Annotated in this window: 20 protein-coding genes; 7 read left to right on the top strand and 13 right to left on the bottom strand. The window is 71.2% G+C overall.

Annotated elements, in window-relative coordinates; all coding sequences use genetic code 11:
• Positions 1 to 141: 141 nt before the first annotated feature.
• On the bottom strand, positions 142 to 633 hold the full coding sequence (locus AB0877_RS16885) for a hypothetical protein (RefSeq protein ID WP_366609660.1): 492 nt from the start codon (positions 631 to 633) through the stop codon (positions 142 to 144).
• Between the two features lie 40 nt (positions 634 to 673).
• Positions 674 to 2,617, bottom strand: a complete 1,944-nt coding sequence (locus AB0877_RS16890; RefSeq protein ID WP_366609662.1) for an FG-GAP-like repeat-containing protein — start codon at positions 2,615 to 2,617, stop codon at positions 674 to 676.
• A 283-nt stretch (positions 2,618 to 2,900) separates the two neighbouring features.
• On the opposite strand from AB0877_RS16890, the gene AB0877_RS16895 reads away from it, so the two are divergent.
• Together AB0877_RS16895 and AB0877_RS16900 are read left to right on the top strand one after the other, a co-directional pair.
• On the top strand, positions 2,901 to 3,953 hold the full coding sequence (locus AB0877_RS16895; protein ID WP_366609663.1) for a hypothetical protein: 1,053 nt from the start codon (positions 2,901 to 2,903) through the stop codon (positions 3,951 to 3,953).
• Between the two features lie 9 nt (positions 3,954 to 3,962).
• Positions 3,963 to 4,838, top strand: a complete 876-nt coding sequence (locus AB0877_RS16900; RefSeq protein WP_366609665.1) for an alpha/beta hydrolase — start codon at positions 3,963 to 3,965, stop codon at positions 4,836 to 4,838.
• A 7-nt stretch (positions 4,839 to 4,845) separates the two neighbouring features.
• Here the strand turns inward: AB0877_RS16900 and AB0877_RS16905 are convergent, their stop codons facing one another.
• Positions 4,846 to 5,076, bottom strand: coding sequence for a hypothetical protein (locus tag AB0877_RS16905; protein WP_366609667.1), 231 nt, complete (start codon positions 5,074 to 5,076; stop codon positions 4,846 to 4,848).
• A gap of 126 nt (positions 5,077 to 5,202) precedes the next feature.
• On the opposite strand from AB0877_RS16905, the gene AB0877_RS16910 reads away from it, so the two are divergent.
• Positions 5,203 to 5,598, top strand: coding sequence for a hypothetical protein (locus AB0877_RS16910; RefSeq protein ID WP_366609669.1), 396 nt, complete (start codon positions 5,203 to 5,205; stop codon positions 5,596 to 5,598).
• 15 nt (positions 5,599 to 5,613) lie between these two features.
• Here AB0877_RS16910 and AB0877_RS16915 read toward each other — a convergent pair whose 3' ends face one another.
• From AB0877_RS16915 to AB0877_RS16930, 4 genes are all read right to left on the bottom strand, one after another.
• On the bottom strand, positions 5,614 to 5,997 hold the full coding sequence (locus AB0877_RS16915) for a hypothetical protein (RefSeq protein ID WP_366609861.1): 384 nt from the start codon (positions 5,995 to 5,997) through the stop codon (positions 5,614 to 5,616).
• Positions 5,998 to 6,095: 98 nt separating this feature from the next.
• Positions 6,096 to 8,639 (bottom strand): DUF6493 family protein, encoded by a 2,544-nt coding sequence (locus AB0877_RS16920; RefSeq protein ID WP_366609671.1) that lies wholly within the window; start codon positions 8,637 to 8,639, stop codon positions 6,096 to 6,098.
• Positions 8,639 to 9,964 carry an SWIM zinc finger family protein gene (locus AB0877_RS16925; RefSeq protein ID WP_366609673.1) on the bottom strand — a complete coding sequence of 442 codons (1,326 nt, stop codon included), beginning with the start codon at positions 9,962 to 9,964 and terminating at the stop codon, positions 8,639 to 8,641. Before AB0877_RS16925 ends, AB0877_RS16920 begins: the two co-directional genes overlap by 1 nt.
• Positions 9,965 to 10,004: 40 nt before the next feature.
• Complete coding sequence (locus tag AB0877_RS16930) at positions 10,005 to 11,183, bottom strand: MalY/PatB family protein (protein ID WP_366609674.1); 1,179 nt, start codon at positions 11,181 to 11,183, stop codon at positions 10,005 to 10,007.
• Between the two features lie 284 nt (positions 11,184 to 11,467).
• On the opposite strand from AB0877_RS16930, the gene AB0877_RS16935 reads away from it, so the two are divergent.
• Positions 11,468 to 12,514 (top strand): SMP-30/gluconolactonase/LRE family protein, encoded by a 1,047-nt coding sequence (locus AB0877_RS16935; protein ID WP_366609676.1) that lies wholly within the window; start codon positions 11,468 to 11,470, stop codon positions 12,512 to 12,514.
• A gap of 48 nt (positions 12,515 to 12,562) precedes the next feature.
• Here the strand turns inward: AB0877_RS16935 and AB0877_RS16940 are convergent, their stop codons facing one another.
• Both AB0877_RS16940 and AB0877_RS16945 read right to left on the bottom strand, forming a co-directional pair.
• A complete protein-coding gene (locus AB0877_RS16940) occupies positions 12,563 to 13,201 on the bottom strand; it encodes a hypothetical protein (RefSeq protein ID WP_366609678.1) in 639 nt (212 codons plus the stop codon).
• Positions 13,198 to 13,359, bottom strand: coding sequence for a hypothetical protein (locus AB0877_RS16945; protein WP_366609680.1), 162 nt, complete (start codon positions 13,357 to 13,359; stop codon positions 13,198 to 13,200). The genes AB0877_RS16940 and AB0877_RS16945 overlap by 4 nt, the downstream gene beginning before the upstream one ends.
• A 75-nt stretch (positions 13,360 to 13,434) precedes the next feature.
• Between AB0877_RS16945 and AB0877_RS16950 the strand changes: the two genes are divergently transcribed.
• Together AB0877_RS16950 and AB0877_RS16955 are read left to right on the top strand one after the other, a co-directional pair.
• Positions 13,435 to 17,517, top strand: coding sequence for a tetratricopeptide repeat protein (locus AB0877_RS16950; RefSeq protein WP_366609682.1), 4,083 nt, complete (start codon positions 13,435 to 13,437; stop codon positions 17,515 to 17,517).
• A 296-nt stretch (positions 17,518 to 17,813) separates the two neighbouring features.
• On the top strand, positions 17,814 to 18,674 hold the full coding sequence (locus AB0877_RS16955; RefSeq protein WP_366609863.1) for an oxygenase MpaB family protein: 861 nt from the start codon (positions 17,814 to 17,816) through the stop codon (positions 18,672 to 18,674).
• 114 nt (positions 18,675 to 18,788) lie between these two features.
• Here the strand turns inward: AB0877_RS16955 and AB0877_RS16960 are convergent, their stop codons facing one another.
• The 4 genes from AB0877_RS16960 to AB0877_RS16975 are packed head-to-tail and all read right to left on the bottom strand — an operon-like array spanning position 18,789 to position 24,317.
• Positions 18,789 to 21,113, bottom strand: coding sequence for a glycoside hydrolase family 3 N-terminal domain-containing protein (locus tag AB0877_RS16960; protein ID WP_366609684.1), 2,325 nt, complete (start codon positions 21,111 to 21,113; stop codon positions 18,789 to 18,791).
• Between the two features lie 38 nt (positions 21,114 to 21,151).
• Positions 21,152 to 22,012, bottom strand: a complete 861-nt coding sequence (locus tag AB0877_RS16965; protein WP_355008552.1) for a carbohydrate ABC transporter permease — start codon at positions 22,010 to 22,012, stop codon at positions 21,152 to 21,154.
• A 2-nt stretch (positions 22,013 to 22,014) separates the two neighbouring features.
• A complete protein-coding gene (locus AB0877_RS16970) occupies positions 22,015 to 23,013 on the bottom strand; it encodes a sugar ABC transporter permease (RefSeq protein ID WP_366609686.1) in 999 nt (332 codons plus the stop codon).
• Positions 23,010 to 24,317, bottom strand: coding sequence for an extracellular solute-binding protein (locus AB0877_RS16975; protein WP_366609688.1), 1,308 nt, complete (start codon positions 24,315 to 24,317; stop codon positions 23,010 to 23,012). Before AB0877_RS16975 ends, AB0877_RS16970 begins: the two co-directional genes overlap by 4 nt.
• Positions 24,318 to 24,455: 138 nt before the next feature.
• On the opposite strand from AB0877_RS16975, the gene AB0877_RS16980 reads away from it, so the two are divergent.
• Positions 24,456 to 25,466 (top strand): LacI family DNA-binding transcriptional regulator, encoded by a 1,011-nt coding sequence (locus AB0877_RS16980; RefSeq protein WP_366609690.1) that lies wholly within the window; start codon positions 24,456 to 24,458, stop codon positions 25,464 to 25,466.
• Positions 25,467 to 25,546 lie beyond the last annotated feature (80 nt).

The following is a 25,546-nucleotide window of genomic DNA, read 5'->3' on the forward strand; positions in this document are numbered from 1 at the left end:
TGCTTGAGCCATCGGACTGTCGCCAAGGGGCGACGACTGCGTTGGTGGGTGGCGGTTCGCTGCGCGTAAGCGCAAGCCGCCACAGAAGCCCCGCAGTAACGCCGCCCCTACATTGGTGACTAGATGAGACTTGTCGAGTGCTTAGGCGATTCGGATCTCGACCAGAGTCGCCTCGGGCTGATCCGCGTCCGAGCCGGGACGGATCGGCACCGGCTTCCCCGCGGGGATGGTGAACTCCGCCGGGCCCTCGGGCAACTGCGCCGTCGCCTCGACCGTCCGTGCGCCGCCCCGGATGCCGAAGGTGCCGGAGATCTCCAGGGTCAAATAGCCTGTCGCACCAAGTGTTCTGAAGCAGTGGTAGTTGGCCTCGGGACCAAGGATCTGCTCTACCTGCACCTCGGTCGACAGGCATGGACTGCCGCTCTCCATCGGGCGGCTGCCCGTCCAGAGTACGTGCCCGTCACCCTTGTGGAGCTTGACGCCGTGCTCCGCGAGAATCGCGGCGGCGCCGGGATAGTTGAAATCTTCCTCAAGCGACGGAGGAGAGTCAGCAGCTCCCGAGCCGGCGGCGGGAACAAGAATGGCGACCCCAACGGCCAGGGCAGCGGCCCCAAGCCATGGCAGTACCTTCATATGTCTTCCTATCGAATAGTCACGCCAGGAACAGGACAGGTCAGAAGAGACGGATCGCGTCCCACTTCCACCGTGCGGTCGCCGGCACCGTCAGGCTCCCGTTGAAGGGACCGAATCCGCCGCTCGTGTTCGCCAACGCGGTGTGCATGGTGATGGAGCCGTCGCTCTGGTAGTACATGGCGGCGAGGTCCGAGCGTCCGTCACCGTTGTAGTCGCCGGTGATCGTCTTGAACGAGTCCCAACCCCATGACTTCACCGGGATCTTGTAACTGGCGGTGAATGCCCCGAACCCGCCAGCAGCGTTGCCCAACGAGGTGAGCAGGTCGATCGAGGTGTCGGTGTTGCGGTAGAGCATCGCGGCGTCAGCACGACCATCACCGTTGAAGTCACCACTGAACAGGCGAATCGAGTTCCAGTCCCGGCCCTCACTGGCCGGAATGGTCAGGCTCGTGACGAACCCACCGAACCGACCATTGGCGTCCGCCAGCGCCGTGCTCAACGAGATCGAGTTGTTGCTGTGGTAGTACATCGCGGCAAGGTCCGAGCGACCGTCACCGTTGAAATCGCCGGTGATCGTCTTGAACGAGTCCCACCACCACGAGTTCGCCGGGATCTTGTAACTGGCGGTGAATGCCCCGAACCCGCCAGCAGCGTTGCCCAACGAGGTGAGCAGGTCGATCGAGGTGTCGGTGTTGCGGTAGAGCATCGCGGCGTCAGCACGACCATCACCGTTGAAGTCACCACTGAACAGGCGAATCGAGTTCCAGTCCCGGCCCTCACTGGCCGGAATGGTCAGGCTCGTGACGAACCCACCGAACCGACCATTGGCGTCCGCCAGCGCCGTGCTCAACGAGATCGAGTTGTTGCTGTGGTAGTACATCGCGGCAAGGTCCGAGCGACCGTCACCGTTGAAATCGCCGGTGATCGTCTTGAACGAGTCCCACCACCACGAGTTCGCCGGGATCTTGTAACTACCGTTGAATGTCCCGAACCCGCCGGCAGCGTCAGTCAACGAGGTGAACAACTCGATCGCGCTGTCGTTGTACCGGTAGAGCATCGCCGCATCATCCCGGCCATCACCGTTGAAGTCGGTGCCGCCGTCGTCGGCTCCCACCGGAGCGTTGGCACTGATCCAGCTCCCCAGATCGCCCACTCGCGTCTCCACCGCATCGCGGCGGGTCTCGGTCTCAGCCAGGCAGCCCCCCTGCCACGACGTGCGGTGCAGGGCCACGAGCTGCGGCTGGCCGTTGACCAGTCGAACAGTCGGGCCACCCAGGTCGCCGCGGCAGATGGTTGCCTGATCGAGCCCGAGGATCCCCACGGCGGCACTCTCTACGGACTGCACCGCGAAGGTGCCCACGTGGAGTTGGTCCGGCACCCATTCAGTGGCGGTGCGCCCGAATCCAGCGACCTTCAGCTGCTCACCGACGGTCGGTGCGCCCCCGGCCAGCGGAACCGGAGCTACCGCCACGCCGTCGGAGAGCCGAACCAGAACAGCGTCCCGATCGGGGTGCGGGACCACCTGAACCGCTGAGCGAACCGCACCGGTCGCCTTCGTCAGGTCAGGCCGCCCAACGGTGACCGTGGCCGGCTTGGACGGTGGGCCGGCGGTGACCGGCTGATTGTCGAAACTGAAACAACTCTTCGCGGTGAGCACCCAATACGAGTTGACCAAGGCCCCGCTGCAACTCCGCAGTCCGGCGCCTATCTCAATCTTGGCTGCGAAATCGAAGGTCCCGTCAGTGACGGTGGTCCCGGAACTGATGGCCTGGGAGGGTGCGGCGTTGAGCAGCCCTGCGGCCACGACGGCAATGAGCAGGCCAGCGCCTCGCGCTGTGCGCCGAGGGTATGACGACGGCAATACGATCCCCTTCTCAAGAGGACGCGGGGGCTGAGCGGAGTGCATCGAAGTGACCCGGGCTACCGAGATGGGTCTAGACCCAGCACGACCAGTGGCACGACAGCGTCGATCCGGGTCGCTCATCCACGACCCAGGCTGACCAGCACGATCCGTCTACAAGGGCCCCCGTGGTCCTTGCTGGTTTCGAAATTCGAATCGGACCATGACCATAAGTGGCTCCGAGCGGAGCCGGTGTCCGCCAGGGCGTGACCTACCCCACAGCGCCATGTTCTCTCGTCAAGCCACGCCGCCGCTGCACCCGTCCCGGCTGGGAGCGGCATTCGTCGCCCGAGCGGCGCATGCGCGGAAAGGGGTTGTTCCATTTGTACCGACGGGTGACCATGGGCGGCATGGCGGGAGCCCGGCAGTGAGGTCACCTCTTCAGGGTGGGCTGCCGCCGAGTGGCACGGTGGTGGTCGGGGCCGTCGTGGAGATCGCCTGCGACGAGTCGGGGTTCTCGGGCACGAACCTGCTGCACTCGACCGCCCCGGTGATCACGCACGCGAGCGTCGACCTGGCCGTCGACGAGGCGGTCGCGCTCATCACCGCCCTGCGGTCCGGGTTCCGGTTCGCGCCGCACGAACTCAAGTCCGGCCGGTTTCTGCGCGATTCGGGTGCGCAGGAGGCACTGGATTGGTTCCTGGCGGCGCTGGCCGGCCGCGCGCACGTCCACCTCATCGACAAGGAGTTCTTCCTCGTCACCCGGATCGTGGACTTCCTGCTGAGCGAGCCGTCGTACGCGGCGGGCACCCGCCTCGCCCGCGAGCACCATCCGGCGGCTCTCGCCCTGTACGAGGCCGGACGCGCGACCGGGGGCGACTGGGGCAGCTTCCTGTCGGCGTTCGTCGATCTGGTCCGGATGAAGCGGCGACTTCCGGTCGACCAGACCGTGCGGCGGTTCTTCCAGGCCCGGGACGCGCTGCGGCGGCACGGCCTCGGCACGGTGGCCGACGCCGTCCTCGACGGGCTCGGCCCGAATCACGTGCGGGCCGTGGTGGCCCGGCTCGACGCCGACGACCGCACGGTCCCTCCCCCGCTGGAGCCGCTGCTGCCGGCGCTTGCCGAGACCGTCCTGTCCTGGAGCGGGGGCCGGCGGCAGGTGCTGGTGACCCACGACGAGCAGAGCGCCCTGACCGCCGACCGGCTGACCCGCCTCCAGTGGGTGTTGGCCGACGGCGACGCCCCGGCGGGCGGCGCTGATCGAGGCGGGGCGCTGCCCAGCGGGGTGTCACCCCTGGCGGGGCTGGTGATGGTCGACTCCCGCGACGATCCGCGCGTGCAGGTAGCCGATCTCCTCGCTGGAGTGGCCCGACGGATGCCCGGCATCATCGACGACGCGCTCCGTCAGCCGCCGCCGTCCCTGACAAACCCGACGGCTCGCCGCCCGCAAGGCACTCCGACACGGGTCAGCCGTCCGTAGTCTCATCGAATGCAGGACATCCAGACGCACACCCTGGCCATTCCCGGCGTCGACCTGGTCTATGACGTCCGCGGCCCGCTACCTCCCACCGGCGCCCATCGTGCGCTGCTCATGATCGGCCAGCCGATGGCGGCGGAGGGCTTCGTACAGCTCGCCCCGCACTTCACGGACCGAACGGTCCTCACCTACGACCCGCGTGGTCTGGGCCGCAGCGTCCGCACGGACGGTCGCTCCGAGCACACGCCGCAGCAGCAGGCCGCCGACCTGCACGCGCTCGTTGAGGCGCTCGGTGTCGGTCCGGTCGACGTGTTCGCCAGCAGCGGCGGCGCGGTGAGCGCACTCGAACTGGTCGCCACCCACCCCGAGGACGTCGCCACCCTGGTCGCGCACGAACCGCCGATCAACGCCGTGCTCCCCGACGTCACGGCCGCCGAGCGCGCCCGAGCCGACTTCTACGAGGCGTACCAGGCGAAGGGCTCGGGTGCGGGGATGGCCGCGTTCATCGCCATGACGTCCTGGCAGGGCGAGTTCACCGATGCCTACTTCGCCCAGCCCGCTCCCGACCCGGCGATGTTCGGCATTCCCGCCGACGACGACGGCAGCCGCGACGATCCGCTGCTGTCGCAGAACTCGTGGGCGGTCACCGACTACCGTCCCGACGCGACTGTGCTCACCTCCGCGCCCACCCGGATCGTGGTCGCTGTCGGCGAGGAGTCGGCCGGAACGTACACCGCTCGCACCGCTCTCGGCCTCGCGGCGCTGCTCGGCCAGGAGGCCGTGGTGTTCCCGAGCCACCACGGCGGGTTCCTCGGCGGCGAGTTCGGCTACGCGGGCAAGCCGGAGGAGTTCGCCGAGCGGCTGCGGGAGGTGCTGGACGCCGGGTGACCTCCGCTCAGCCGGTCACCTCGGCGTAGACCTCGACGTCGTAGAGAAGTTGCACATCGCGGCGGCCGTTGGTGACGCCGACGAAGACCGGATCGCCGCACGGGGTGCGGCCCTGACGCCAGACCTGCTCCCGGGCCGCCTCCCGCGACTCGTGATGGGCCCTGCCCTGCTGATGCAGGTGCAGCACCCGGCGTGCGGTGCCCCGGTCGGTGCCGAGGCGGATTCGCAGGATTGGCATGTCAGCACCGCCTTGCTCGACGCGGGATCTCGTGCGGCTGGCCGAGCAGCCGTATCGTGGGAGGCGGGCGGTGACGATCCGCCGTCTTCGATTAAACGCCACCCGCTGCGATCGAGGAGGGCATTTATGACTGGTCTGGCGGCCGTCGGCGCGCTCGTGGGTGTCCTGCTCGTCGGTCTCGTGGTCCTGGTCCGTAAGCCGGCCAATACCCGGTCGGTGCTCAGATGGTCGGCCCTGGCGATCACGGTGTTGGTGGCCGCCGTGCTGATTCCCTACACCGTGGACGACTCGGGCGCGGCGGCCGGCTATCTGCTCGGCGTTCCCGTTGTCGCGGCGTTGCTGCCCGTCCTCGCGCAGCAGGCCGGTCGGCTGGCCATCATCGCCGACCTGGTGGCCGCGCTCGTGCTCACCGGATGGGGCCTTCTCCTCGGGCTCGGCATCGGTGTGGCGTTCCTACCTGCGGTGATACTCCTGATCGCCAGCGCCGCGGGCACCTGGACGCCACGCCCGTCCACCACGTGACCCGGTGACCCGCGGTCAGCCGTCCGAGGTGAACAGCCCCTGAACGCCGACGACGATCGCGATGAGGCCGAAGATCGCGAGCAACAGCCGGACGCCGGTGGCACCGTCCGACGGCTCGTCGCGGGGCGTCGACCGCCCGGTCAACCGGCCCCACAGCAGGGCGAGCCCCACACCGATCCCCACCACCTCGAAGTGGAACACCCGAGGACCGGAGGTCAGGTGGACGATGAGGTAGTAGCCGCCGGTCACCAGCGCCACGAGGCCGACCACCCACGCGATCGGGGCGGCCCGACCGGCGAGGCGGCCCAGGTCGTCGCCGACCCGCGGCAGCAGCCGCAGCACCGCCACGGCAAGCAGGAAGCCACCGACGATATTGGCGAGGTCGAGTAGCAGAGCCATGAGCACGGGACATCTCCGTCGATCGGGTGATCAGCCGGTGGGAGCGTACCCACGGACCCGGTCGGTTGAAACGGTCCGGACGGAACACTCCCGGCGGGTCAGGTGGTCAGTGCGGTGGCGAGTCGACGCGCTTCGGTCACCAACCGACTCGTGCCACCGCGGGCCACCACGTCGGCCAACCCCGGCACCTCGATGCGCACGCCGGTGGCCCGGGCCGTCTCGGCGCCCAGAGCCAGCAGGTCAGGCGTGCCGCGAGGCGGGTTCGGCGCGGCCAGCATCGGTGGCAGCGCGGCGGCGAGCAACCGCCAGACGGTCAGCCGGGCACCGGCGGCGATCGCGTCGCGCAGGGGGGTGACGACCCGGGTCGGCGTCACCTGCCCGTCGGCCGCCAGCGCGCCCAGCTGGCCACCGACGCCCGGCGGATCGAGGTCACCCGCGGCCGCCAGCATCAACAGGGCGTCGAGGGCGGCCACCCGGTCCACCTCGTGCCGGGCGCACAGCCCGTACGCCAGCGCGAGGTCGAGCGCCGGGCCGCCGGGGCCGGCACACTCGGCGAGCACCGGCAGAATCGTGGCGGCGTCCTGGGCGTTCTCCTGCGCCGCGCTTGCGAACTCGGACAACAGGTGGGCGGCGACCAGGCCCCGGTGCCCCGGCAGCAGCGCGGGCCACAGGTTGCTCGAGTCACCCAGCACTCGCCCGATCGGGTGCGCCGGCACGGTGAGCAACCCGAGCGGGTCCGCCACACCGTCGGGAGGGGTACCGGTGACGAGGGTGCGCCGAGCAGGTAGCTCCTCGTAGGCGAAGTCGTACGTGTGCTTGCGCTCGCGCCGGCCGACGGTGACCACCTGCTGGACCGTCGCCGGTAGGGCGTCGCCGCGCAGCCATTGAGCCAGTTCGTCACCGGCCATGCTGCCCAGCGCGGCGGCGCGATCGGCAAGCGCCTCGTCCACGACGACGGGCAGGCGCAGCAGGGCCTGGGTCAGGTCCCAGCGCCACACCGGACGGTCGCCGAGCGCAGCCAGCCTCTCGTAGAGGGCGGTCGGGTCGAGGGCCCCGGTGGCGCAGGTCGGTGCGGCCAGCAGCCCGGGGTCGTCCCGGCCGTCGAGGCGCTGACCGATCTCCGCGAGCCGGCCGCAGTACACAAGTGTGAGCGCGGACTGGTGCGGCGGCTTGAGGGCCGACCGACCCCGGAACGGCCGCAACGTCCGGGTCAGTAGCTGGCTGAGGATGCTCGACCACTGGTCGCGGCGGCTGGCCGCCTCGGGCTGCGCGGCGGCGGCCAGCAGGACGCCGTTCAGTTGGACCGGCACGTTGAACTGCGACCACATGTGGTCCCAGGCACCGACCTCGCCCCGGCGCAGCACCGGCAGCAGGCCGGTGGCCAGCCGAGCCCGGTCGGTGGTGGCCAACCGGACCAGCCCGTCGAGGACCCGCTCCAGGGTCGCCGCGGGCCGGCGCGGAGTGAGGAGCCCGAAGATCTCCTCGACCAGCTCGTCCATCTCGGTGATCGGCGGCGCCGCGGGCGCGGGCGACACCGGCGGGGGCAGCTCGTCGCCCGCCACCGCCACAGTGACCGTGGCCACCGGCCGGTGACCGTGGCGCTGCGCCAACGCCGCCGCACGGTCCCGCAGGTCGGCGGCCGGGTGTGCGGTGCCCGACGCGAGGACCTCGGCGATGCCGACCCGGTGCTCGGGGCGGTCCCGGGCCAGTCGGTCCAACCAGGACAGCTGTGCCCGCACCAGCGCCTTCTCCGGCCGACCCAGCACGACCCGGGAGGTGTCCAGCAACGCCTCGAACTCCACCTGTCCGCCCGCGTCGCGCAGCGCCCGCTGCGCGACGCCGGCCACCGGCCCGGGCGCGTCGGCGAGCAGCCGCAGGTACCCACTGGCCCGCGCGGCCACCTCGTCCGGGCCGGGACGTAGCTCTTCGTGCAGGGCCAGGAACGGACGCAGCGCGCCCGGCCGGTCGCCGCGCAGCAGCCGGCCCAGCACCCCGTCCACGAGTACGGCCCGGTCGAGCCGTCCCTCCGTCGCCAGTGCGGCCAACGCCGTGGGCACCGGCTGCCCGGTGCCGCTGAACCCCAGGTCGATGCCGATCCCGTCGACCTCGAACAGGCGCGGCAACAGCACGCCCAGGAACGGGTCGGCGCGTAGCTCGTCGAGCAGCGGCGCGCGGCGGGGCCGGTCGGACGACCGCTGCCACCACAGTGATTGCGCCCAGCCGGCGACGAACGCGTCCCCGGTCGGCGGCGGCACCTTCTCCGCGAGCAGGAGCGCGGCGATGAAGTGCCAACCATCCCAGGGGCGGCGGCGGGACAGCCGCTCGGCCAGCCGGTACGCCACATCGGCGAGCCAGGGCACGCCCCGCTGCCGCGCCGCGGCGACCACCGGCTCGGGATCGGTGTCGGTCAACAGGATCGACCTCCGGCCGAGCAGGGCGGCGACCTTCGTCGCGGTGCTCAGTGTGCCCACGGCGGCCACCGCAAGCGCGGTCGCTCTGTGGCCGTAGCAGATGTCGTCCTGCTGCCGGACGTGGACGACCAGGTCGTCCGCGAGCGCTCGTCGTGCCGGCTCGTCGAGGGCGTGCAGTGCCGACCCGACGGTCGTCACCTCACCGCGTTCGAGTGCCTCGAAGAGATCCATCACGCCGTCGCCTGGGTGACGATGGACACCGCGAGGGCATGCCGGCACGGGCCGCGCTGGCCCCGGTATTTCCCCCACCATCGGCAGGTGCAGGTGAGGTTGCCGTCCGGGAGCCGGCGGACGCGGTACTCGTCGTCGCCGCTGCGTACCGTGGCATGGTCGCCGTCGCGGCGGACCGCGCCCTGCTCGACAAGCGTGCGCGCGCCGACCAACCGGGGGTTGTCCCGCTCGGCCCGGCCGGCGTCGTGCGGCATCACCCGGTGGAAGTAGCCGGCGTCGGCGACGTCGTAGCCGACCCGCCCGGCGGTGCCGAGCTGGGCCAGGGCTGCGCGGACCCGGTCGTCGGACAGGCCGGCGGCGTCGGCGAGTGCGGCGACGTCGATGGTCGGATCCCAGGAGAGCAGGGCACCGACCAGCTCCGCGTCGTCGATCACCTCGTCACCGGCGAGCGCCAGCAACGCCGCCCCTTCGCCGGAGAAGCCCCGGTACGGCTCGGGCGAGAGGGTCAGTGACAGCCGCAGCGAGCCGGTGTCCAGCTCCCAGGTGCTCGGCACGGGCGGTGAGCCGGCGCGCACCGCTGGCCCGTACACCCGCAGGGTGCGGGCGTGCCGAAGCAGCCCGCGCAGCGCCGCGAGCCGCCCCGCGCCGGCCAGACAGACCGCCCCCGGCGTCGGGCGGGAGGTCAGCCGGAGGGTACGCCCGGCCGGCACCGCCCAGAGCACCGAGCGGTCGCTGGCCCCGGGCAGCCGGCGCAGGAACGCCGTGGCCTCCGCGGCGGGGATCTCGGCGCGCGGCTCGAACCCGGCGGTGAGCACGTGCACCTCGGCGAAGCCGCGCATCCAGCGTCCCGGCAGCGGCACCTTCCGTTCCACGACCGCACCGTCCATGGTGGAGACGGTGAGGTCGTCCGGGCCGACGGCCAGGTGCAGCGGCTCGATCCCACCCACCCGGGCCAGGGCTTCGCGCAGCGGCGGGTTGACGTCGACGTTTGTGGTGCCGTGCCCGGCGATCTCCCCGTCGAAGCCGGCCGGGACCACGTCCATCCGGGCGTACACCCCGCAACAGCCGGAGAAGGACTCGAAACGCAGCCGTTCCCGGCTGCCGGTCACCACCGGATCGAGGCTCGCCGGGCTGACCGGCTGGTGGTACCGGGTGCGGGCCACCTCGGCCACGGCCAGCAGCCCGGCCGCCGCGGCCGCCGGGGTGGTGAGAAACCCGGAGAAGAAGCGCGGGTTGGCCGCCGGGCCGCCGCTGGTCTGGAGGTCGAGACCGGCGGCGCGCAGCGAGGACGGCTGAAGATAGCGGTACGTCTGGACGGCGTTCACGGGCACACCGTAGAGCCACCGACCGACATCGGTGCCGGTCTCAGCCGACGGCGCTGGTCATCCGGCGTACCGCCTCGATGATGAGTTCCGGTGCGGTGGCCAGGTTCAGTCGGACATGCCCCACACCGCCGGTGCCGAACGCCAGTCCGGAATTCAGCGCCACCCGGCCACGGTCGAGGAACACGGCGGCCGGGTCGTCGCCGAGGCCCAGGGCGCGGCAGTCCAGCCAGGCCAGATAGGTGGCCTGACCGGGCTGGTAGCGGACGGCCGGCACATGCTCGGCGAGCTGCGCGGCCAGGAGCCGGCGATTGTCGTCCAGGCCGGTCAACAGGGCGTCGAGCCACTCGACACCGTCGCGGAAGGCAGCGGTGTGGGCGATCACGCCGAGGTGGCTGGTGCTGACGCTGACCCCGAACGGGACGCGAGCGAGGTCAGCGGCTGCGGCCGGGCCGGCGACCAGGAGCCCGCCGCGCAGGCCGGAGAGGTTCCACCCCTTGGAGGCGGACACCAGCGACAGGCCGTTCTCCGCGCCCCGCACCGAGAGGTACGGCACGAACCGCGCTCCCCCGGCCACCACCGGAGCGTGGATCTCGTCGGCGACGACCCGCACCCCGTGGTTTTGGGCCAGTCCGGCGACGGCGGTCAACTCGGCCGCGCTGTGCACGACTCCGGTCGGGTTGTGCGGGCTGCAGAGCAGGTACGCGGCCGGCCGGCCGCCGGCGCGAGCCCGCTGGAACGCGTCCTCCAGGGCTCCGAGGTCGATCCGCAGGTCCTCGCCGAGCGGTGCCTCCACGATCCGGCGGCCGGCGTGCGCCACGGACTCGTAGAACGGCGGGTAGACCGGGCAGTTGACGATCACCGCGTCCCCGGGCTCGGTGACCAGTCGCAGCGCCTCGACGACGCCGTGCATGACGTCGGGCACCAGCGCGGTGCGCTCCACGGCCAGCCCGTCCCAACCCCACCGTCGCGCGGCGAACTCGGCCACTGCCTGCGGGTACGCCGTTCCGGCGGGGTAGCCGGTGTCGCCGCGGGCGACGGCGTCGGTGATCGCCCGTGCGACCGGCTCGGCCAGGGGCACGTCCATCTCGGCCACCCAGAGCGGCAGCACGTCGTCGGGGTGCTCCCGCCACTTGAGGCTCGTCCGCTGCCGAAGCTGCTCGATCGTGAGCTGGCGGAGGGGATTGACCGCGGTTCGGGCACCACTGAGCAGGCCACTCATGTCCCCTACTCTATTCCTTGCCCCCGACCGACGCTCGGGGTCGCCGTTGACGCGTCCACTGTGGTTGTTTCGGAAAGATTTCCGGAGGCCGTTTTTGCATTGACCAGCGTCTTTGTGTTTGCAATCCGCGTGCCGCTCGGAATCAACGCCGAAAGATTGCTGCGGGTCGTCAGTTCATCACCTAGGCTCCCGAATGCCCACATCGACGGCCCGCCCTCACGCCGTGCCAGCCACCGACCTCGCACGCCGGCCATCGCAACCCTCGACGCCGATTGGAGTGTCCGATGACCTGGCGTCCCACCATTGCCGCACTGGCCGGCCTGTGCCTGGCGGTCAGCGCCACCCCCCTGCCCGCCGGTGCGGCCGTCGCCGCCGCCCACGTCAGCGCTCACGCCGCGCTCGCCGGTCCGCCCGGCGCACCGCCCGGGGCCTGCCCGACGGGGGCCACCTACGGGCCGCCGCTGCCGGCCAGCACCGTGACGGCCCCGCGAATCCAGGGCGGGTTCACGTTCCTCGAAGGGCCGGTCTGGGTCGCCGACGGCGGCTACCTGCTGTTCTCCGACATGACCGCCGGCACCGGCCCGTACAACGTCCAGCCGTCGACGATCCGCCGGTTCACCGCGCCCGCCACCTTCGACACGTTCATCACCAACGCCGGCAGCAACGGCCTGGCGCTCAGCGCCGACGCCCAGCAGCTCGTCGCCGCCACCCACGACCAGCGGAGCGTGTCGGCGTACCGGCTGAGCGACCGGGCCCGCAGCACCGTCGCGCCCAACTACCAGGGCCGGGCGTTCAACTCGCCGAACGACGTCGCGGTCCGTTCCGACGGCGTCGTCTACTTCACCGATCCCAACTTCCAGCGCGGCAACCGCCCCGACCAGATGAGCGGGCGCACCGGTGTCTTCCGCGTCTCCAACGGTCAGGTGTCGCTGGTCGACGACCGGTTGCGCCAACCCAACGGCATCTCGCTCTCACCGGACGGGACGACGTTGTACGTGGGCGCCTACTCGGAGAACAAGATCTACAAGTACGCGGTCCAGCCCGACGGCAGCATCGGGGCCCGCAGCGTCTTCGTGAACTACATCGGCGGCCCGGACGGCGGCACGATCGACTGTGCCGGCAACGTGTACTGGACCTCGGGCGGGGACTCCCTGGTCCACGTCTACTCCCCCGCCGGCACCGAGCTCGGCACGATCCGGTCCGGCAACTCCGGCACGACCAATGTGGCGTTCGGTGGCCCCGACCGGCAGACCCTCTTCGTCACGTCGGGCCGCTGGGGTGACTCCGGGCTCTACAGCGTGCGGCTCAACGTCCCCGGATATCCGTACTGACCAACGGTCGAAGGCGCGCCGCCTCGTCGGAGCCGACGAGGCGGCGCGCTAGCCGGCGGTCGCGGCGATGAACACCACCGCCCCGGCCACCACCAGCGCGGCGGCCAGGAAGGTCTGCCGGCGGGCCCGGCGCAACGCCTCCCTGACCTGCCAGGCGTGCGCCGTGGCGAGCAGCCAGCGCAGGTACGGGTCGGTCCGGGCGATGTTGCGCCGGGCGGTGGCGAGACCCGCCCGGAGGGCGGCCCGCTCCTGCGGCGCAGCCGTCGGCAGGCGGCGGGTGATCTCCGCGGCGATCCGGCGATGACGCAGCAGAGCGTCGACGTCGTCCGCGTACCCGCCGAAGTGGTACCAGGGCTCGGCCTCCAACCGCTCGCGCAGGCCGCGCAGCTCCGGGCCGGTGAGCGTGGCCGGCGTGGTCATCGGCGGGACGAGCACCTCGCTGGTCCGCCAGATCGCCCAGGCCACGCCGAGCAGCGTCACCAGCAGGCCGCCGCCCGCCCACGCCGCGTGAGCCCAGTCGGTGACCCTGCCGGCGGCGATCAGCGGGCCGCCGCCGAGCAGCAGCGCACCCACCGCGCCGGCCGAGGAGATGATCCACCGCGCCGCCGCCCGACTGTCCGCGACCGAGTCCAACGGCGACGGCAGCACCTCCAACCCCGCGCCGCTGGTCGGCGACTCCCCGGTCATCGACTGTCGTCGCGGAAGACGACACCCAACGGGCCGTTCTCGTCGTCGGGCAGATCGGTGTACGGCACCCAGCGCTGCCCGTCGAAGAACTCCAACTCGCCGCTGTCGTTGATCCGCACCGCGTTGATTTGCGCGAGCTCCTCAGGATCGTCAGCCATGGATACAGTATCGGTCAGCCCGGCAATCCATCCCGGCATCGGGTCGTCCGCCGGGCGAGCGCAGGGGGGCCCTTCGTGATCCGGTTGACAGTCAGCGCGACCGACGTGGTCCTGGGCGTTCAGGGCGACCGAAGTCGGCACCCGGTGGGCCCCGGCGACCAACGCACGGCCGACCTGCTCTGGCGGCTGCGCGGCGGCCCCTCGGTGGAGCTGTCGTACGAGGTCGGCGTCGCGCTCGGCCGCCGCTTCCTGGACGCCGCCGGCCCGGCCCTGCGCGCTGAACTGGCCCGCCCCGGCCGGCACCGGCTCGGCATCGAGGTCGTCGACCCGGCCCTGGCCGACCTGCCCTGGGAGACCCTGGTGCTGCCCGGGGAGCAACTGCCGTTGGCGCTGCGACCCGACGTCGACGTGTGCCGGGCCGGCGCTGACACACCGGCACCCACGGTCCGGGTGGACGGCCCCCTGCGGATGCTCGCGGCGATCGCGAGCCCCGACGACTCGACCCAGCCGCTGCTGGACCACGAGCGGGAACTCGGGCGGATCCTCGGCGCGGTGGAACCCGGGCATCGCCACGGGGCGCGGGTCCGCGTGCTGGAGTGGGGCAGCGCCGCCGGGATCCGGGCCGCCCTCGCCGAGGAGCCGTTCCACGTCCTGCACGTCTCCAGTCACGCACGCCCCGGAGCGCTGCTGCTGGAGACTCCCACCGGCACTGAGGACCGCGTCGACGCCGCGCGGTTCCTGGCCGAGGTGCTGCCGCCCGGCCGGACCGTGCCGTTGATCGTGCTGGCCGGCTGCTCGACAGCCCGCCAGGATCAACGGGAACTGCCCGGGCTGGCCGGCGCGCTGCTGACCCACGGCGCACCGGCGGTGTTGGCGATGAACGGGACCGTCAGCGACGGGTACACCATCGACTTCTGCGCTCGGCTCTACGAGCGGTTGGCTGCCGGCAGCGAGCCGGAGCTGCTGGCGGAGGTCTCCGCCGTACGCCGCGAGCTGGCCCCGACCGCCCCCGAGTGGTGGATGCCGACGCTGTTCCTGGCCGACGCCGGGTTGCGGCTGACCGGCGGGCGGGACGGTGCCGCCATTGCCGCGCCGCCCGCCCCGTCGATCGTCGGGGACGGCGTGGTGCGGGCGCCCGCGGACTTCGTGGGCCGCCGGGAGATCCTGCGTCGGCTGTCCCGGGGAAAGCTTCGGGTGCTCGTCCACGGCATCGGTGGGATCGGCAAGACGAGTCTCGCCGCGGAACTCGCGCGGCGGTTCCGCGACGCGGGTGGCATCGTCGTGGCGACCCACGGCGACGCCACCGTCGACGCGATCCTCGACGAGCTGCGCCGCCAGGTGGAGAGCCGCTGCGCTGAGGCGACCCCGGACGACCCGCTGCGGCGATGGCTCGTCGCCCTCGCGCAGCCGGGCCAGGACTGGCGGCGACGGTTGGACGCGATCGGCACCGGCGGTCCGCCGCTGCTGCTCGTCCTCGACAACGCCGAGGACGCCCTGGACGCCGAGCACCGGTTGGCCGACGCGGACCTGGCCGCGTTCCTCGCCGCCTGGGCCTCCCACCACGAGCTGGTCGTGACCAGCCGGCACCCGTTCCCGGTCGCCGGTCTGGACGCCTGTCACCTCGGTCCGCTCTCCTGGCAGGAGACCCGCAAACTGCTCTGGCGGCTACCGGGCGTGGGCCAACTGGCGTCGGCGGAGCAGCAACGGATGTGGCACCGGCTGGGTGGCCACCCGCGCGCGCTGGAATACCTCGACGGCCTGCTGCGCGGCGGCAACGCCCGATCCGACGAGGTCGCCGGCCGACTGGCCGCGGCCGGCGGTGGCCGGGACGCCGTGCCGGCCGAGGTCGGCACGCCGCTGGCCGAGGCCGGCGCGCTGGCCGCCGAGGATGTGCTGCTGCCCCGGCTGCTGGCCCGCCTGGAGGCTGTTCCGGTGGCCCGTCGGTTGCTGCTGGGCGCGGCGGTGTACCGCACTCCGGCCGACCGGACCGGGCTCGCCTGGCAGCTCGCCGACCCGGCCGACGGCGACGACCCACCACCGGAACCGGCGGGGTTGGACGAGGCAATCGAGACGCTGTCGCAGCTGGGGCTGCTCGCCCCGGTCACCGGGGGCCACCTGGTGCACCGGTGGACGGCGGCGAGCCTGCAACGGATCGCCGGCCGCGACGCGGTGGTCGACGCGCACCGCCGGGCGGGCCGGTACTGGGGCTGGCGGGCCCGGTCCAGCAGCGACCAGCACGACTTCATCCGCCGGGCCGTCGAGGCGCGGTACCACCACCTGGCGGCGGGTGACACCGACGAGGTCGTCACCTACTCCGAGCTGGCCTGCCAGGAGTTGCACGCGGCCGGGCACTGGGCCTGGGAGGAGAAGATCTGGCGAGAACTACTGCCGCTGGCCCCCCGCGGTTCGGCGCGTTCGGCGAGCTTCCTCAAGGGACTCGGCGACGTGCACCTCAGCCGCGGTGAGTACTCGCAGGCGACGCGGCGTTACGAGGCGGCGCTCGCCGTCTACCGGGATCTCGGCGACGACAGCGGGGTCGGCAAGCTCCTGCACCAGTTGGGCCTGGTCGCCGACAACCGGGGCGACCGGGCGGGCGCGGATCGGCTGTTCCAGGAGGCGTTGACGATTTTGAATCGGCTCGACGACCGCTCGGCGGTCTCCCGGACCCTGCACCAGCTCGCCGGGATCGCCCGCGGCAACGGCGACGCCGAGCTGGCCATGTCGCGTTACCGGGAGGAGCTGGCGATCGCCCGTGACCTCGACGACCTGGAGGGGATCGCGGCGAGCCACCACCAGATCGGCGTACTCGCCTTCGAGGCGCGGGACTTCGTCAAGGCGGAGCGGTGCGTGCAGGTGGCGATCACCACCTACGGACGGTTGGGCGTCCGGGTCCAGCAGGGCAGCGGGCTGGTGATGCTCGGACGCATCGCCCTCGCCCAGTTCGCGTACGACACCGCCGAGGAGCGGGTCCGCGCCGCCCTGAAGATCTTCGAGGAGGTCGGCAGCAACGGTCACATCGCCGAGTGCGCGCTGTTGCTCGGTCACCTCTCCCGCGACCTCGACGACCTCGAGTTCGCCGAGAGCTGCTACGCCCGCGCCCGGACGATCGTCGCGGCCCTCGGCGAGGACCCGCTGCTGCGCCGCTGCGACGAGCTGCTCGGCGGCGTCCGCACCGTCCTCGGCCGGGCTGCCGAGGCGGTACCGCACACCCTGAACGCGATCGGCGGCGACGACCAGCCGCCGCTCCAGGCGGCCCTGGAATGGCTGGCCGTGCAGCGCCTGGAACTGGGCGCGCACGCCTTCTCCGCCCTGCTGTCCACGCACCTCGACCGGCGGCAGGCAGCGCAGCGGGCCGAATGGGTCGAGGCGTACCTGCGGTTGCGGTTCGACGCTTCTCACCCGACGCCGCTCGGCAGTGGCTACGTCCATCGCGCCATCGCCGCCGCCCAGGCCGGTGAGTTCGGTACCGCCCGGATGTGCCTGCTGCGGGCGTTGCCGATCTGCGCCGCCGCCGGCTACCAGGCGGGGGTCGCCAAGTGCCACGAGGACCTCGGCCGGGCAGCCCTGGAGACCCGCCGGCTGACCGAGGCGCGGTCCCGCTACGAGCAGGCGTCGCAGGTCTACCGCGTGCTGCGCCACGAGCCCAACCAGGCCATCGTCCTGCACCAGCTCGGCCGGGTCTGCGAGGAGCAGGAGGATCTCGCCGGCGCGGACGGGTTCTACCGTCGCTCCATCGCGATCAAGAAACGGCTCGGGAACATGTCAGGCGTCTCCAACAGCACCTTTCACCTCGGCCGGGTGGCCGGCCTGCGCGGCGACCGGGCCCTGGCCGAGCGGTGCTACCGGACCTGCCTGCGGATCGACCGCGAGCAGGGCAAGTGGGAGGCGGTGGCACTGGACCAGGTGGCGCTCGGTCAGCTGCGCGTCGAGCAGGGCCACCCGGCGGAAGGCGTCCCGCTGATCGTCGAGGCGCTGAGCATCGACCGGCAGATCGGGTCGGCGAACGCGGCGCTCGACCTCAACGCGCTGCGCGAACTGCGGGCCAGGCTCGGCGACGAGGTGTTCACGGCCATCCTCACCGACGCCTTCGGCGCGGCCGGCGCGGCCGAGGTGCTCGACCTGATCGCGGTGCTACCGACAGCGGACGAGCCGACCTGACCCACCCGGGCACCCGTACACTCGGCTGATGGCGTACCGCCCGCGGCAGCGAGGTCGATAGACCGATGGGGGCGTCGACCGTGGACACCGTGATCGTCGATTTCGATGGTGTGCTGCTGCGCGGGGACGCATTCGGGCTGTTCCTGCGACGCACTGCCTTCGCGGGTGCCCGGCTGCCGCTCGCCGTCGCCGCGCTCGTTCTCCTCGCGCCCGTCGCCACCGTTCCCGCCCTGCGTCCGTGGGCGGCGTGGCCAGGGCCCGGGGCACCCACCTCACACCGCTGGAGACGACCGCCGATGAGAGGCCGCTACGACAACCTGACCCGCATCCGTGCTCTCGACCCGGAGGGCGATCACCTGGCCATCTACCAGACCATGCTGCGCTACGAGTTTCCGTGGGACATGAAGCTCGGGCTCAACCTCGCCTTCAACCGGTCGTTCTCCATCCCCGCCATCGCCGCCGTGCACACCGCCACCGGAGAGCTGACCGAACGCACCCAGAAGCGGATCGACGACACCGGTCTGCTGATGTACGAGATGGTGCTCAACGGCTTCGACCAGCCCCGGGGCCGCGAGGCGTTGCGGCGCGTCAACCAGATCCACCGCCCGTACGACATCAGCAACGACGACTTCCGCTACGTCCTCGGCTGCCTGGTCGTGATCCCCACCCGGTGGTTGCAGGAGTACGGCTGGCGTCCACCCTGCTGCCACGAACGTCACTCCACGTACCTGTTCTACCGGGAACTCGGCCGACGGATGGGCATCACCGACGTCCCGGGGTCGTACGGCGAGTTCGAGACCTGGTTCGACGCGTACGACGCGGCTCACCTGCAACCGAACGACGACGCGGCGGCCATCGAGCGCGCCACCCGGATGCTGATGCTCACCCGGCTCCCCCGGATGCTCGCTCCACTGGGAAACGCGCTGGTCAGCGCCCTGTATGACGCGCCGCTGCGGAGCGCGACGCGGGTCGACACCCCGACCTGGCCGGTCCGGGCGGGGGTGCACCTGGCCCTGCGGACGCGCTCGCTGTCGCAGCGGTGGTTCGGGGCGCCACCGACGACCGCGTTGTTCGCCGACGGGATCAAGACCAGGAGTTACCCCGACGGGTACGAGATCAGCCGGCTCGGCCCCCACCAGGACCGCGTGCGCGAGTAGCACGTCGACGTGCCGCCGGGCCCGCCGCCACCGGTGCGGGGTCACCGCGAAGACCGGCGCGGGAGCGGGGTCGGCCCGCCGACTGTCCGTCGGGGACAGTCGGCGGACCGCCTCTCAGTGGATCTCTGTGGTGGTCCACCGTGGGGAGGCGTTGGTGACCGGAACGGTGTCGCCGACCAGCGTGGTCAGCGCCTCGGCGTCCCGCCGTGCACTGGTGCCGACCCACAGCTCGACGTCGCCAGGCTCCACCACCCGGGTGAACGTGCGGTCGGAGAAGGCCAGACGGGTGGTTGGGACCGTCAGCTCGACGGTGACGGACTGTCCCGGTTCGAGATGGACCCGCCGGTAGCCGAGCAGCTGCGCCACCGGCCGGGTCACCGAGGCGACCACATCGCGACCGTAGAGCTGGACCACGTCGTCGCCGGCGACCGCGCCGGTGTTCGTCACCCGCACGGTCACCGCTACCGCCCCGCCGGTGGGTGCCGTGCTGGGCACGGTGAGCTCGTCGTATCCGAAGGTCGTGTAGGACAGGCCGTGGCCGAACGGTGCCACCGGTGTCGCCGGCAGGTTGGTCACCTCGTTGCCCGTGCCCAGGGTGGGGTGCAGGTAGGAGTACGGCTGTGCGCCGGCCGACCGGGGCAGGCTGACCGGCAGCCGACCCGACGGGTTGACCCGCCCGGAGAGCACCCCCGCGATCGCCCCGGCGCCCTCCTCGCCCGGGAAGAACGCCTGCACCACCGCCGCGCAGCGTGTGAGCGCCCAGCCGACCGCGTACGGCCGGCCGGTGACCAGCACGAGGACGACCGGTGTGCCGGTCGCCAACACCGCCTCGACCAGTTGGCGCTGGACGCCGGGCAGCTCCAGGTCCTCCCGGTCGCAGCCCTCGCCGACCGTGCCGCGTCCGAAGAGGCCGGCGTGGTCGCCGACGACCAGGACGGCCACGTCCGCGCCGGAGGCCGTGGCGACGGCCTCGTCGAAGCCGGACCGGTCGTCGTCGTCCACGTCGCAGCCGCGTGCCCAGGTGACGAGATCGTCGCCGAACTCGGCCCGCACGGCGTCGAGCACGGTCGGCACGTCGATGCCGGTCTCCACACCGGGGTGCTGGACGAGGACGTGGTTGAGGAACGAGTAGCACCCGAAGAGCGCGCTCTGCCGGTCGGCGTTCGGGCCGATGAGGGCCACCCGGCGCCCCGCGGGCAGCGGCAGCGCGTCCCGGTTGGCGACCAGCACGATCGATTCCTCGGCGAGCCGGCGGGCGATCGACCGGTGCTCGGGCGAGTCGAGGTCGATCGTCTGGGGCGGCTCGTCGTCGAAGGTGGCGTCGAGCAGGCCCAGGTCCCGCTTCTGGCGCAGCACCCGCAGCACCGCGCGGTCGATCAGCGCCTCGTCGAGTTTGCCCGCCCGCACCGACTCCCCCAGGGTCAGGTAGGCGTCGCCGGTGGGCAGCTCGACGTCGAGACCGGCGGTCAACGCCTGCCCGGCCGCGTCCGCGTGATCGCTGGCCACGTGGTGCAGCAGGTTCAGGAACGCGACCCCGTAGTAGTCGGCCACCACGGTGCCGTCGAAGCCCCATTGGTCGCGCAGGATGCCGGTCAGCATCGTCGGGTCGGCGGCGACCGGCACCCCGTCGATCTCGGTGTACGAGTGCATGACGCTGCGCGCGTCGCCGTCGAGGATCGCCATCTCGAACGGGAGGAGCAGCACGTCGGCCAGTTCCCGGCGGCCGACGTGCACCGGGGCGAAGTTGCGCCCGGCCCGCGAGGCGGAGTACCCGGCGAAGTGCTTGAGGGTGGCGTGCACCCCCTGCGACTGCAGGCCGCGCACGTACGACGTGCCGATGGTGCCGACCAGGTACGGATCTTCGGCGACGCACTCGTCGACCCGACCCCAGCGGGGGTCACGGATCACGTCGAGCACCGGAGAGAGCCCCTGGTGCACGCCCAGGGCCCGCATCGACGCGCCGATCGCCGCGGCCATCTCGGTGACCAGTTCGGGGTTGAACGCGGCGCCCCAGGCCAGCGGGGTCGGGAACGTGGCCGCCTTCCACGCGGACAGCCCGGTGAGGCACTCCTCGTGCACGATCGCCGGGATGCCGAGCCTGGTGCCGGTGACCAGGTCGCGCTGAAACTTCCACAACCACGACGCGCGTTGCGCCGCGTCCAACGGGCGGGTCCCGTAGGCGCGGGTGAGGTGACCGAGCCCGTGCCGGGAGAAGTCCTCGAGCTTGAAGGCGTCGCCGAACTCCCCCTGCAACGGTGCGACCGCCTCGCCGTCCTCCTTCTCCCAGAAGCCGACGAGCTGGGCGATCTTCTCCTCGATCGTCATCCGGCCGAGCAGTTCGCGTACGCGGGCCTCGCCGTCGTGCCCGTCCGGTCGTCCGTGCTCCGGACCGGCCTGGGCCGGCAACGGCCCGCCCACCACCGCGTGGACCTCAGTCATGCTGTGCCTTCCTGTGGTTGTGCTCGTACCGCTGCCGGTCAGCCCTTGACCGCACCCTGCAGGCCACCGACGATCTGCTTCTCCGCGAGCGTGAAGAAGAGCAGCGCCGGCAGCATTGCCAGCGAGGTGAAGGCGAGTACGCCTGCCGTGTCGGTCGTGTACTGGCTGGAGAAGTTCTGCACGCCCAGCGGCAGGGTGTGCAGGTTGACGTCGCTGAGGACGAGCAGCGGCAGCAGGAACGAGTTCCAGCTCGCCACGAACGCCAGGACGCCAACGGTGACGAGCGCGGGCCGCGACAGCGGCATCGCGACGCGCCAGAGGAAGCCGAGCCGACTCGCGCCATCGATGGCGGCGGCGTCCTCCAACTCTCGCGGAATGGCGGAGAGGAAGGGACGCAGGATCACGATCGTCAGCGGCAGTGAGAAGGCGACCTGCGGCAGGATCACCGCGTAGTAGGAGTTGATCAGGTTCAGGTCACGCAGCATGAGGTAGAGCGGCAGGATCGCCGCCCCGGCCGGAAACAGCAGGCCGAGGGTGAAGAAGGTGTAGAGCCCTTCTCGGCCGCGGAACCGGTAGCGGGCCAGCACGAACGCGGCGGCCAGGCCGAGCACGACGACGGCGAGCGTGGTGCCGAGGGCGATGACCGCGCTGTTGAACGCCTGTTGCCAGAAGTTGCTCTGGGTCAGCACCCGGGAGTAGTTGTCCCAGACGAACGGGTCGGGCAGGCCGGCCGGGTCGGCGACGATCTGCGGGGTGGTGCGGAAACCGCCGATGACCACGTAGATGACCGGGGCGATCGACACCGCCGCGATCGCGAGGGCGAGCGCGTAGGTGAGCGGTGTGCCCCAGGAGACCTGGCGGCGTCCGGTGGACGGGGGGAGAACCGAGTTCACGGCCATCGTCACTTCGCCCTTCCGGTGATGGCGCCCTCGATGTCGCGGCGGAGCAGGAACCGCTGGAACAGCAGCGCCGCCACGAAGGAGATGACGAAGAGGATTACCGCCACGGCGTTGCCGTAGCCCCACAGCCGGGCGAAGAACCCGTTGTCCACCATGTACGTCGCCATGGTGGCCGACGCGCCGAGGGACCGGACCGCGGGCACCGAGGTCACCCAGATCATGTCGAAGATCTGCAGCGAGCCGATCATGGACAGGAACATCCAGATCCGGATCGTCGGGCCGAGCAGCGGAATCGTGACGTGCCGTTGGATCTGCCACCAGCTCGCGCCGTCGATGGCGGCAGCCTCGGTCAGCTCGTCGGGCACATTGGACAGCCCGGCCAGGAGCAGGATGATGGCGAAGCCGACGTATTTCCAGGTGAGAACGGCCAGCAGGGTCCAGATGACCACGTCCAGGTCGGCCAGCCAGGCCTGCACCAGGCCGCCCATTCCCAGCGACCGCAGCAGCGCGTCGACAGTGCCGTCGCCGGTGAGGAGCAACTTCCACATGATGCCGACCGTGACCTCGGCCAGCACGTACGGCACGAACACCAGGAGGCGGAACACGGACCGCCCGCGGAAGCGACGGTTGAGCAGCAGGGCGACGCCCAGGGCGATCGGCCCCTGGATCAGCAGCGACCCGAACACGATGATGGCGTTGTTGCGCAACGCGTCGAGGAAGATCGGATCCTGGAAGGCGAGGGTGTAGTTCCGCAGGCCGACGAACTCGGTGGGCGGCCCGACCCCGCGCCACCGGAACAGGCTGTAGTAGACCGCGAAGCCCATCGGCACCAGCACGAACATCACGTAGACGGCGACGGCCGGCGCGGTGAGCCCGATGATCTCGTACCACTTGCGGCGGTTGTCGGCTCGGCGGGCGGAATCGCGCTCGGCCCGGCGGGGGCCCGCCGGCGACGCGGAAGCGCCGCCGGCGGGCATACGGATCTGGTTGGCGGAGGTCACTTGCTTGCGGCCGCCTTCATTGCCGAGACGACCTTCTCAGGCGTCCCGTTGCCGGCGAAGATGGTGACGATCGCGTCGTTCATCGCGGTACCGATGGTGCTGCCGTAGGCCGTGTCCAGCCAGAGCTGGACGTAGCTCGCCCCGGAGGTGGCCTCCAGGATGGACTTCAGCGCCGGGTCCTTGACGGCGTCCGCCGCACCCTTGGCCACCGGCAGGCCGGTGCCGGTCTCGGCGTAGCCCTTCTGCACCTCGGGGCTCACGATGTACTTGAGGAACTCGACGCACTCGGACGGGGCGTTCTTGGAGCAGGAGAACCCGTCACCACCGCCGAGGGCCGCCTTCGGGTCACCCGGGGAACCGCTGATCGCCGGCACCGGGAACCAGCCGAGGAACGACGCGAGCTTCGTCTTGTCCGTGGCGACGGTGTCCAGCGTGCCGCGGTTCCAGTCACCCATCAGCTCCATCGCGGCCTTGCCGTTGGCGAGCATGCCGTTGGCGCTGGTCGGATCGTTCTGGCCCGGCGTGGCGATGAAGTTGGGCTGGAACGGCTTGGTGTCGATGAACGCCTTCAGGTCCTGGCCGGCCTTGACGAAGCACGGATCGTCGAAGGTCTTCTCCGTGGACGCCTTCTTGAGGGTGTCGACCGAGCAGGCGCGCAGCGCCATGTTGTACCACCAGTGCGCGGCCGGCCACTTGTCACCGGCACCCACGGCGATCGGGGTCACGTTGATCGCCTTGAGCTTGGTGACCGCGGCGTTGAGCTCCTCGAAGTTGGTCGGCGGAGCCGCGATGCCCGCTTGCGCGAACATCTCCTTGTTGTACCAGATGCCCTCGATGCCCATCCGGAACGGCAGGCCGTACTGCTTGCCCTTGACCTGCCAGATCTCCGCGGCACTGCCGATGTCGCCGACCTCGGTCTTGACCTGGTCGGTGATCTCCTTGAGGTAGTCGGCCTCCACCTGCTCGGCCATCTCGCCGCCGCCCCAGGCCTGGAAGATGTCCGGCGGGTCGCTGCTCAGCAGCGCGGCAGGGAGCCGGGTGCGCTGGAGCTGATTCGTCTCGATCGCCTCAATCTCGATCTTGACGGTGGGGTGAAGTGCGGAGAAGTCCTTGGCGACCTTCTCCCAGTAGGTCTTGCCGGGCCCGTCCTGTGAGGCGTTGTGCCACCAGGTCAGGGTCACCGGGTCCTTGTACAGCTCGTTCTGAGGGGCCGCCTCTTCGCCGCCGCCGCTGCATCCGGCGGTAACGAGAACACTTGTCATCAACAGTGCCAGGACGGCACTTGCACGCCGCTTCGTTGCCATCGACTCTCCTCGACTAGTCAGTCGCGGTACTCGGCCTGCGGCGAAGTTTCACAGTCACGTAACTTGATGTCAATCGGTATCGATAACGTTTTCGAGTCGGTGACGCCGCAGCGGCAACAGGGCCCTATCATCATCGACGTGGTGTTTCAGCAGCGCGTCAAGATGTCGGATGTGGCACGTACTGCCGGCGTCTCGGTCGCGACCGTGTCGAAGGTGGTCAACGGCCGCTACGGCGTGGCCCAGGCAACCGTGGAACGAGTCCAGCAGGTCATCCACGAGCTCGGCTACGAGGCGAGCCTGGGAGCGCAGAGCCTGCGCAGCCACCGCACCAACGTGCTCGGCATCCTGGTCGCCGAGTTCGAGCCGTTCTCGACCGAGCTGCTCAAGGGGGCCTCGCAGGAGGTCGCCGGCAGCGGGTACCAGCTACTGGCCTACTCCAGCGGCGACGGCGAAGGGGCCGCGGTGGGGTGGGAGCGGCGCTCCCTCGCCCGGCTGTCCGGCACACTCATCGACGGCGCCGTCATCGTCACGCCGACGGTGGTCGAGACCGAACACAGCTTCCACGTCGTGGCCGTCGACCCCCACACCGGGCCGTCCGACCTGCCCACCGTCGACTCGGACAACTTCGCCGGCGCCGTGCTGGCGACCAACTACCTGCTGTCCCTCGGCCACACGCGTATCGGGCACATCAGTGGACGCACCGACCTGAAGTCTGCCCAGCTGCGCGAGGCCGGCTTCCGCAGTGCGATGACCGAAGCCGGCGTGCCGGTGGACGAGCGGCTCGTCCGCGTCGGCGGGTTCCGGATCGAGAGCGCCGCCGGCACGGCCGCGGAACTGCTCGCCCTCAGCGACCGACCGAGCGCGATCTTCGCGGGTAACGACCTGTCCGCGATCTCCACGATGACCGTGGCCCGCGACATGGGCCTGTCGGTGCCCGACGACCTGTCGGTGATCGGCTTCGACAACGTCCCGGAGTCGGCGCTGGTCAACCCGCCGCTGACGACCATCATGCAGCCGCTGCAACGGATGGGCGCCGAAGCGTTGCGCCTGCTCGTCGACCTGATCGCCGGCGTCGACCGCGACACCCACATCCGGCTCCCCACCGAGCTGGTCATTCGCTCCTCCTGCCGCCCGCTGCGCGGACGGTGAGGCTGGCCGGGTCGGCGCAGGACCCGGCCCTCGCGGCGTTACCTGGGGAACGCGACAGGGTGGCGGAACGTGAATCTCAC

Source organism: Micromonospora sp. NPDC047644, assembly GCF_040704315.1.
Taxonomy (GTDB): Bacteria; Actinomycetota; Actinomycetes; order Mycobacteriales; family Micromonosporaceae; genus Micromonospora.

Excerpts from the sequence above, each read along its gene's own strand:
- AB0877_RS16910 (WP_366609669.1), top strand. The coding sequence starts at position 5,203 with ATGACTGGTCTGGCGGCCGTCGGCGCGCTCGTGGGTGTCCTGCTCGTC.
- AB0877_RS16930 (WP_366609674.1), bottom strand. The coding sequence starts at position 11,183 with ATGAGTGGCCTGCTCAGTGGTGCCCGAACCGCGGTCAATCCCCTCCGC.
- AB0877_RS16900 (WP_366609665.1), top strand. The coding sequence starts at position 3,963 with ATGCAGGACATCCAGACGCACACCCTGGCCATTCCCGGCGTCGACCTG.
- AB0877_RS16960 (WP_366609684.1), bottom strand. The coding sequence starts at position 21,113 with ATGACTGAGGTCCACGCGGTGGTGGGCGGGCCGTTGCCGGCCCAGGCC.
- AB0877_RS16920 (WP_366609671.1), bottom strand. The coding sequence starts at position 8,639 with ATGGATCTCTTCGAGGCACTCGAACGCGGTGAGGTGACGACCGTCGGG.
- AB0877_RS16945 (WP_366609680.1), bottom strand. The coding sequence starts at position 13,359 with ATGGCTGACGATCCTGAGGAGCTCGCGCAAATCAACGCGGTGCGGATC.
- AB0877_RS16975 (WP_366609688.1), bottom strand. The coding sequence starts at position 24,317 with ATGGCAACGAAGCGGCGTGCAAGTGCCGTCCTGGCACTGTTGATGACA.
- AB0877_RS16915 (WP_366609861.1), bottom strand. The coding sequence starts at position 5,997 with ATGGCTCTGCTACTCGACCTCGCCAATATCGTCGGTGGCTTCCTGCTT.
- AB0877_RS16965 (WP_355008552.1), bottom strand. The coding sequence starts at position 22,012 with ATGGCCGTGAACTCGGTTCTCCCCCCGTCCACCGGACGCCGCCAGGTC.
- AB0877_RS16885 (WP_366609660.1), bottom strand. The coding sequence starts at position 633 with ATGAAGGTACTGCCATGGCTTGGGGCCGCTGCCCTGGCCGTTGGGGTC.
- AB0877_RS16940 (WP_366609678.1), bottom strand. The coding sequence starts at position 13,201 with ATGACCGGGGAGTCGCCGACCAGCGGCGCGGGGTTGGAGGTGCTGCCG.
- AB0877_RS16935 (WP_366609676.1), top strand. The coding sequence starts at position 11,468 with ATGACCTGGCGTCCCACCATTGCCGCACTGGCCGGCCTGTGCCTGGCG.
- AB0877_RS16905 (WP_366609667.1), bottom strand. The coding sequence starts at position 5,076 with ATGCCAATCCTGCGAATCCGCCTCGGCACCGACCGGGGCACCGCACGC.
- AB0877_RS16955 (WP_366609863.1), top strand. The coding sequence starts at position 17,814 with ATGAGAGGCCGCTACGACAACCTGACCCGCATCCGTGCTCTCGACCCG.
- AB0877_RS16890 (WP_366609662.1), bottom strand. The coding sequence starts at position 2,617 with ATGAGCGACCCGGATCGACGCTGTCGTGCCACTGGTCGTGCTGGGTCT.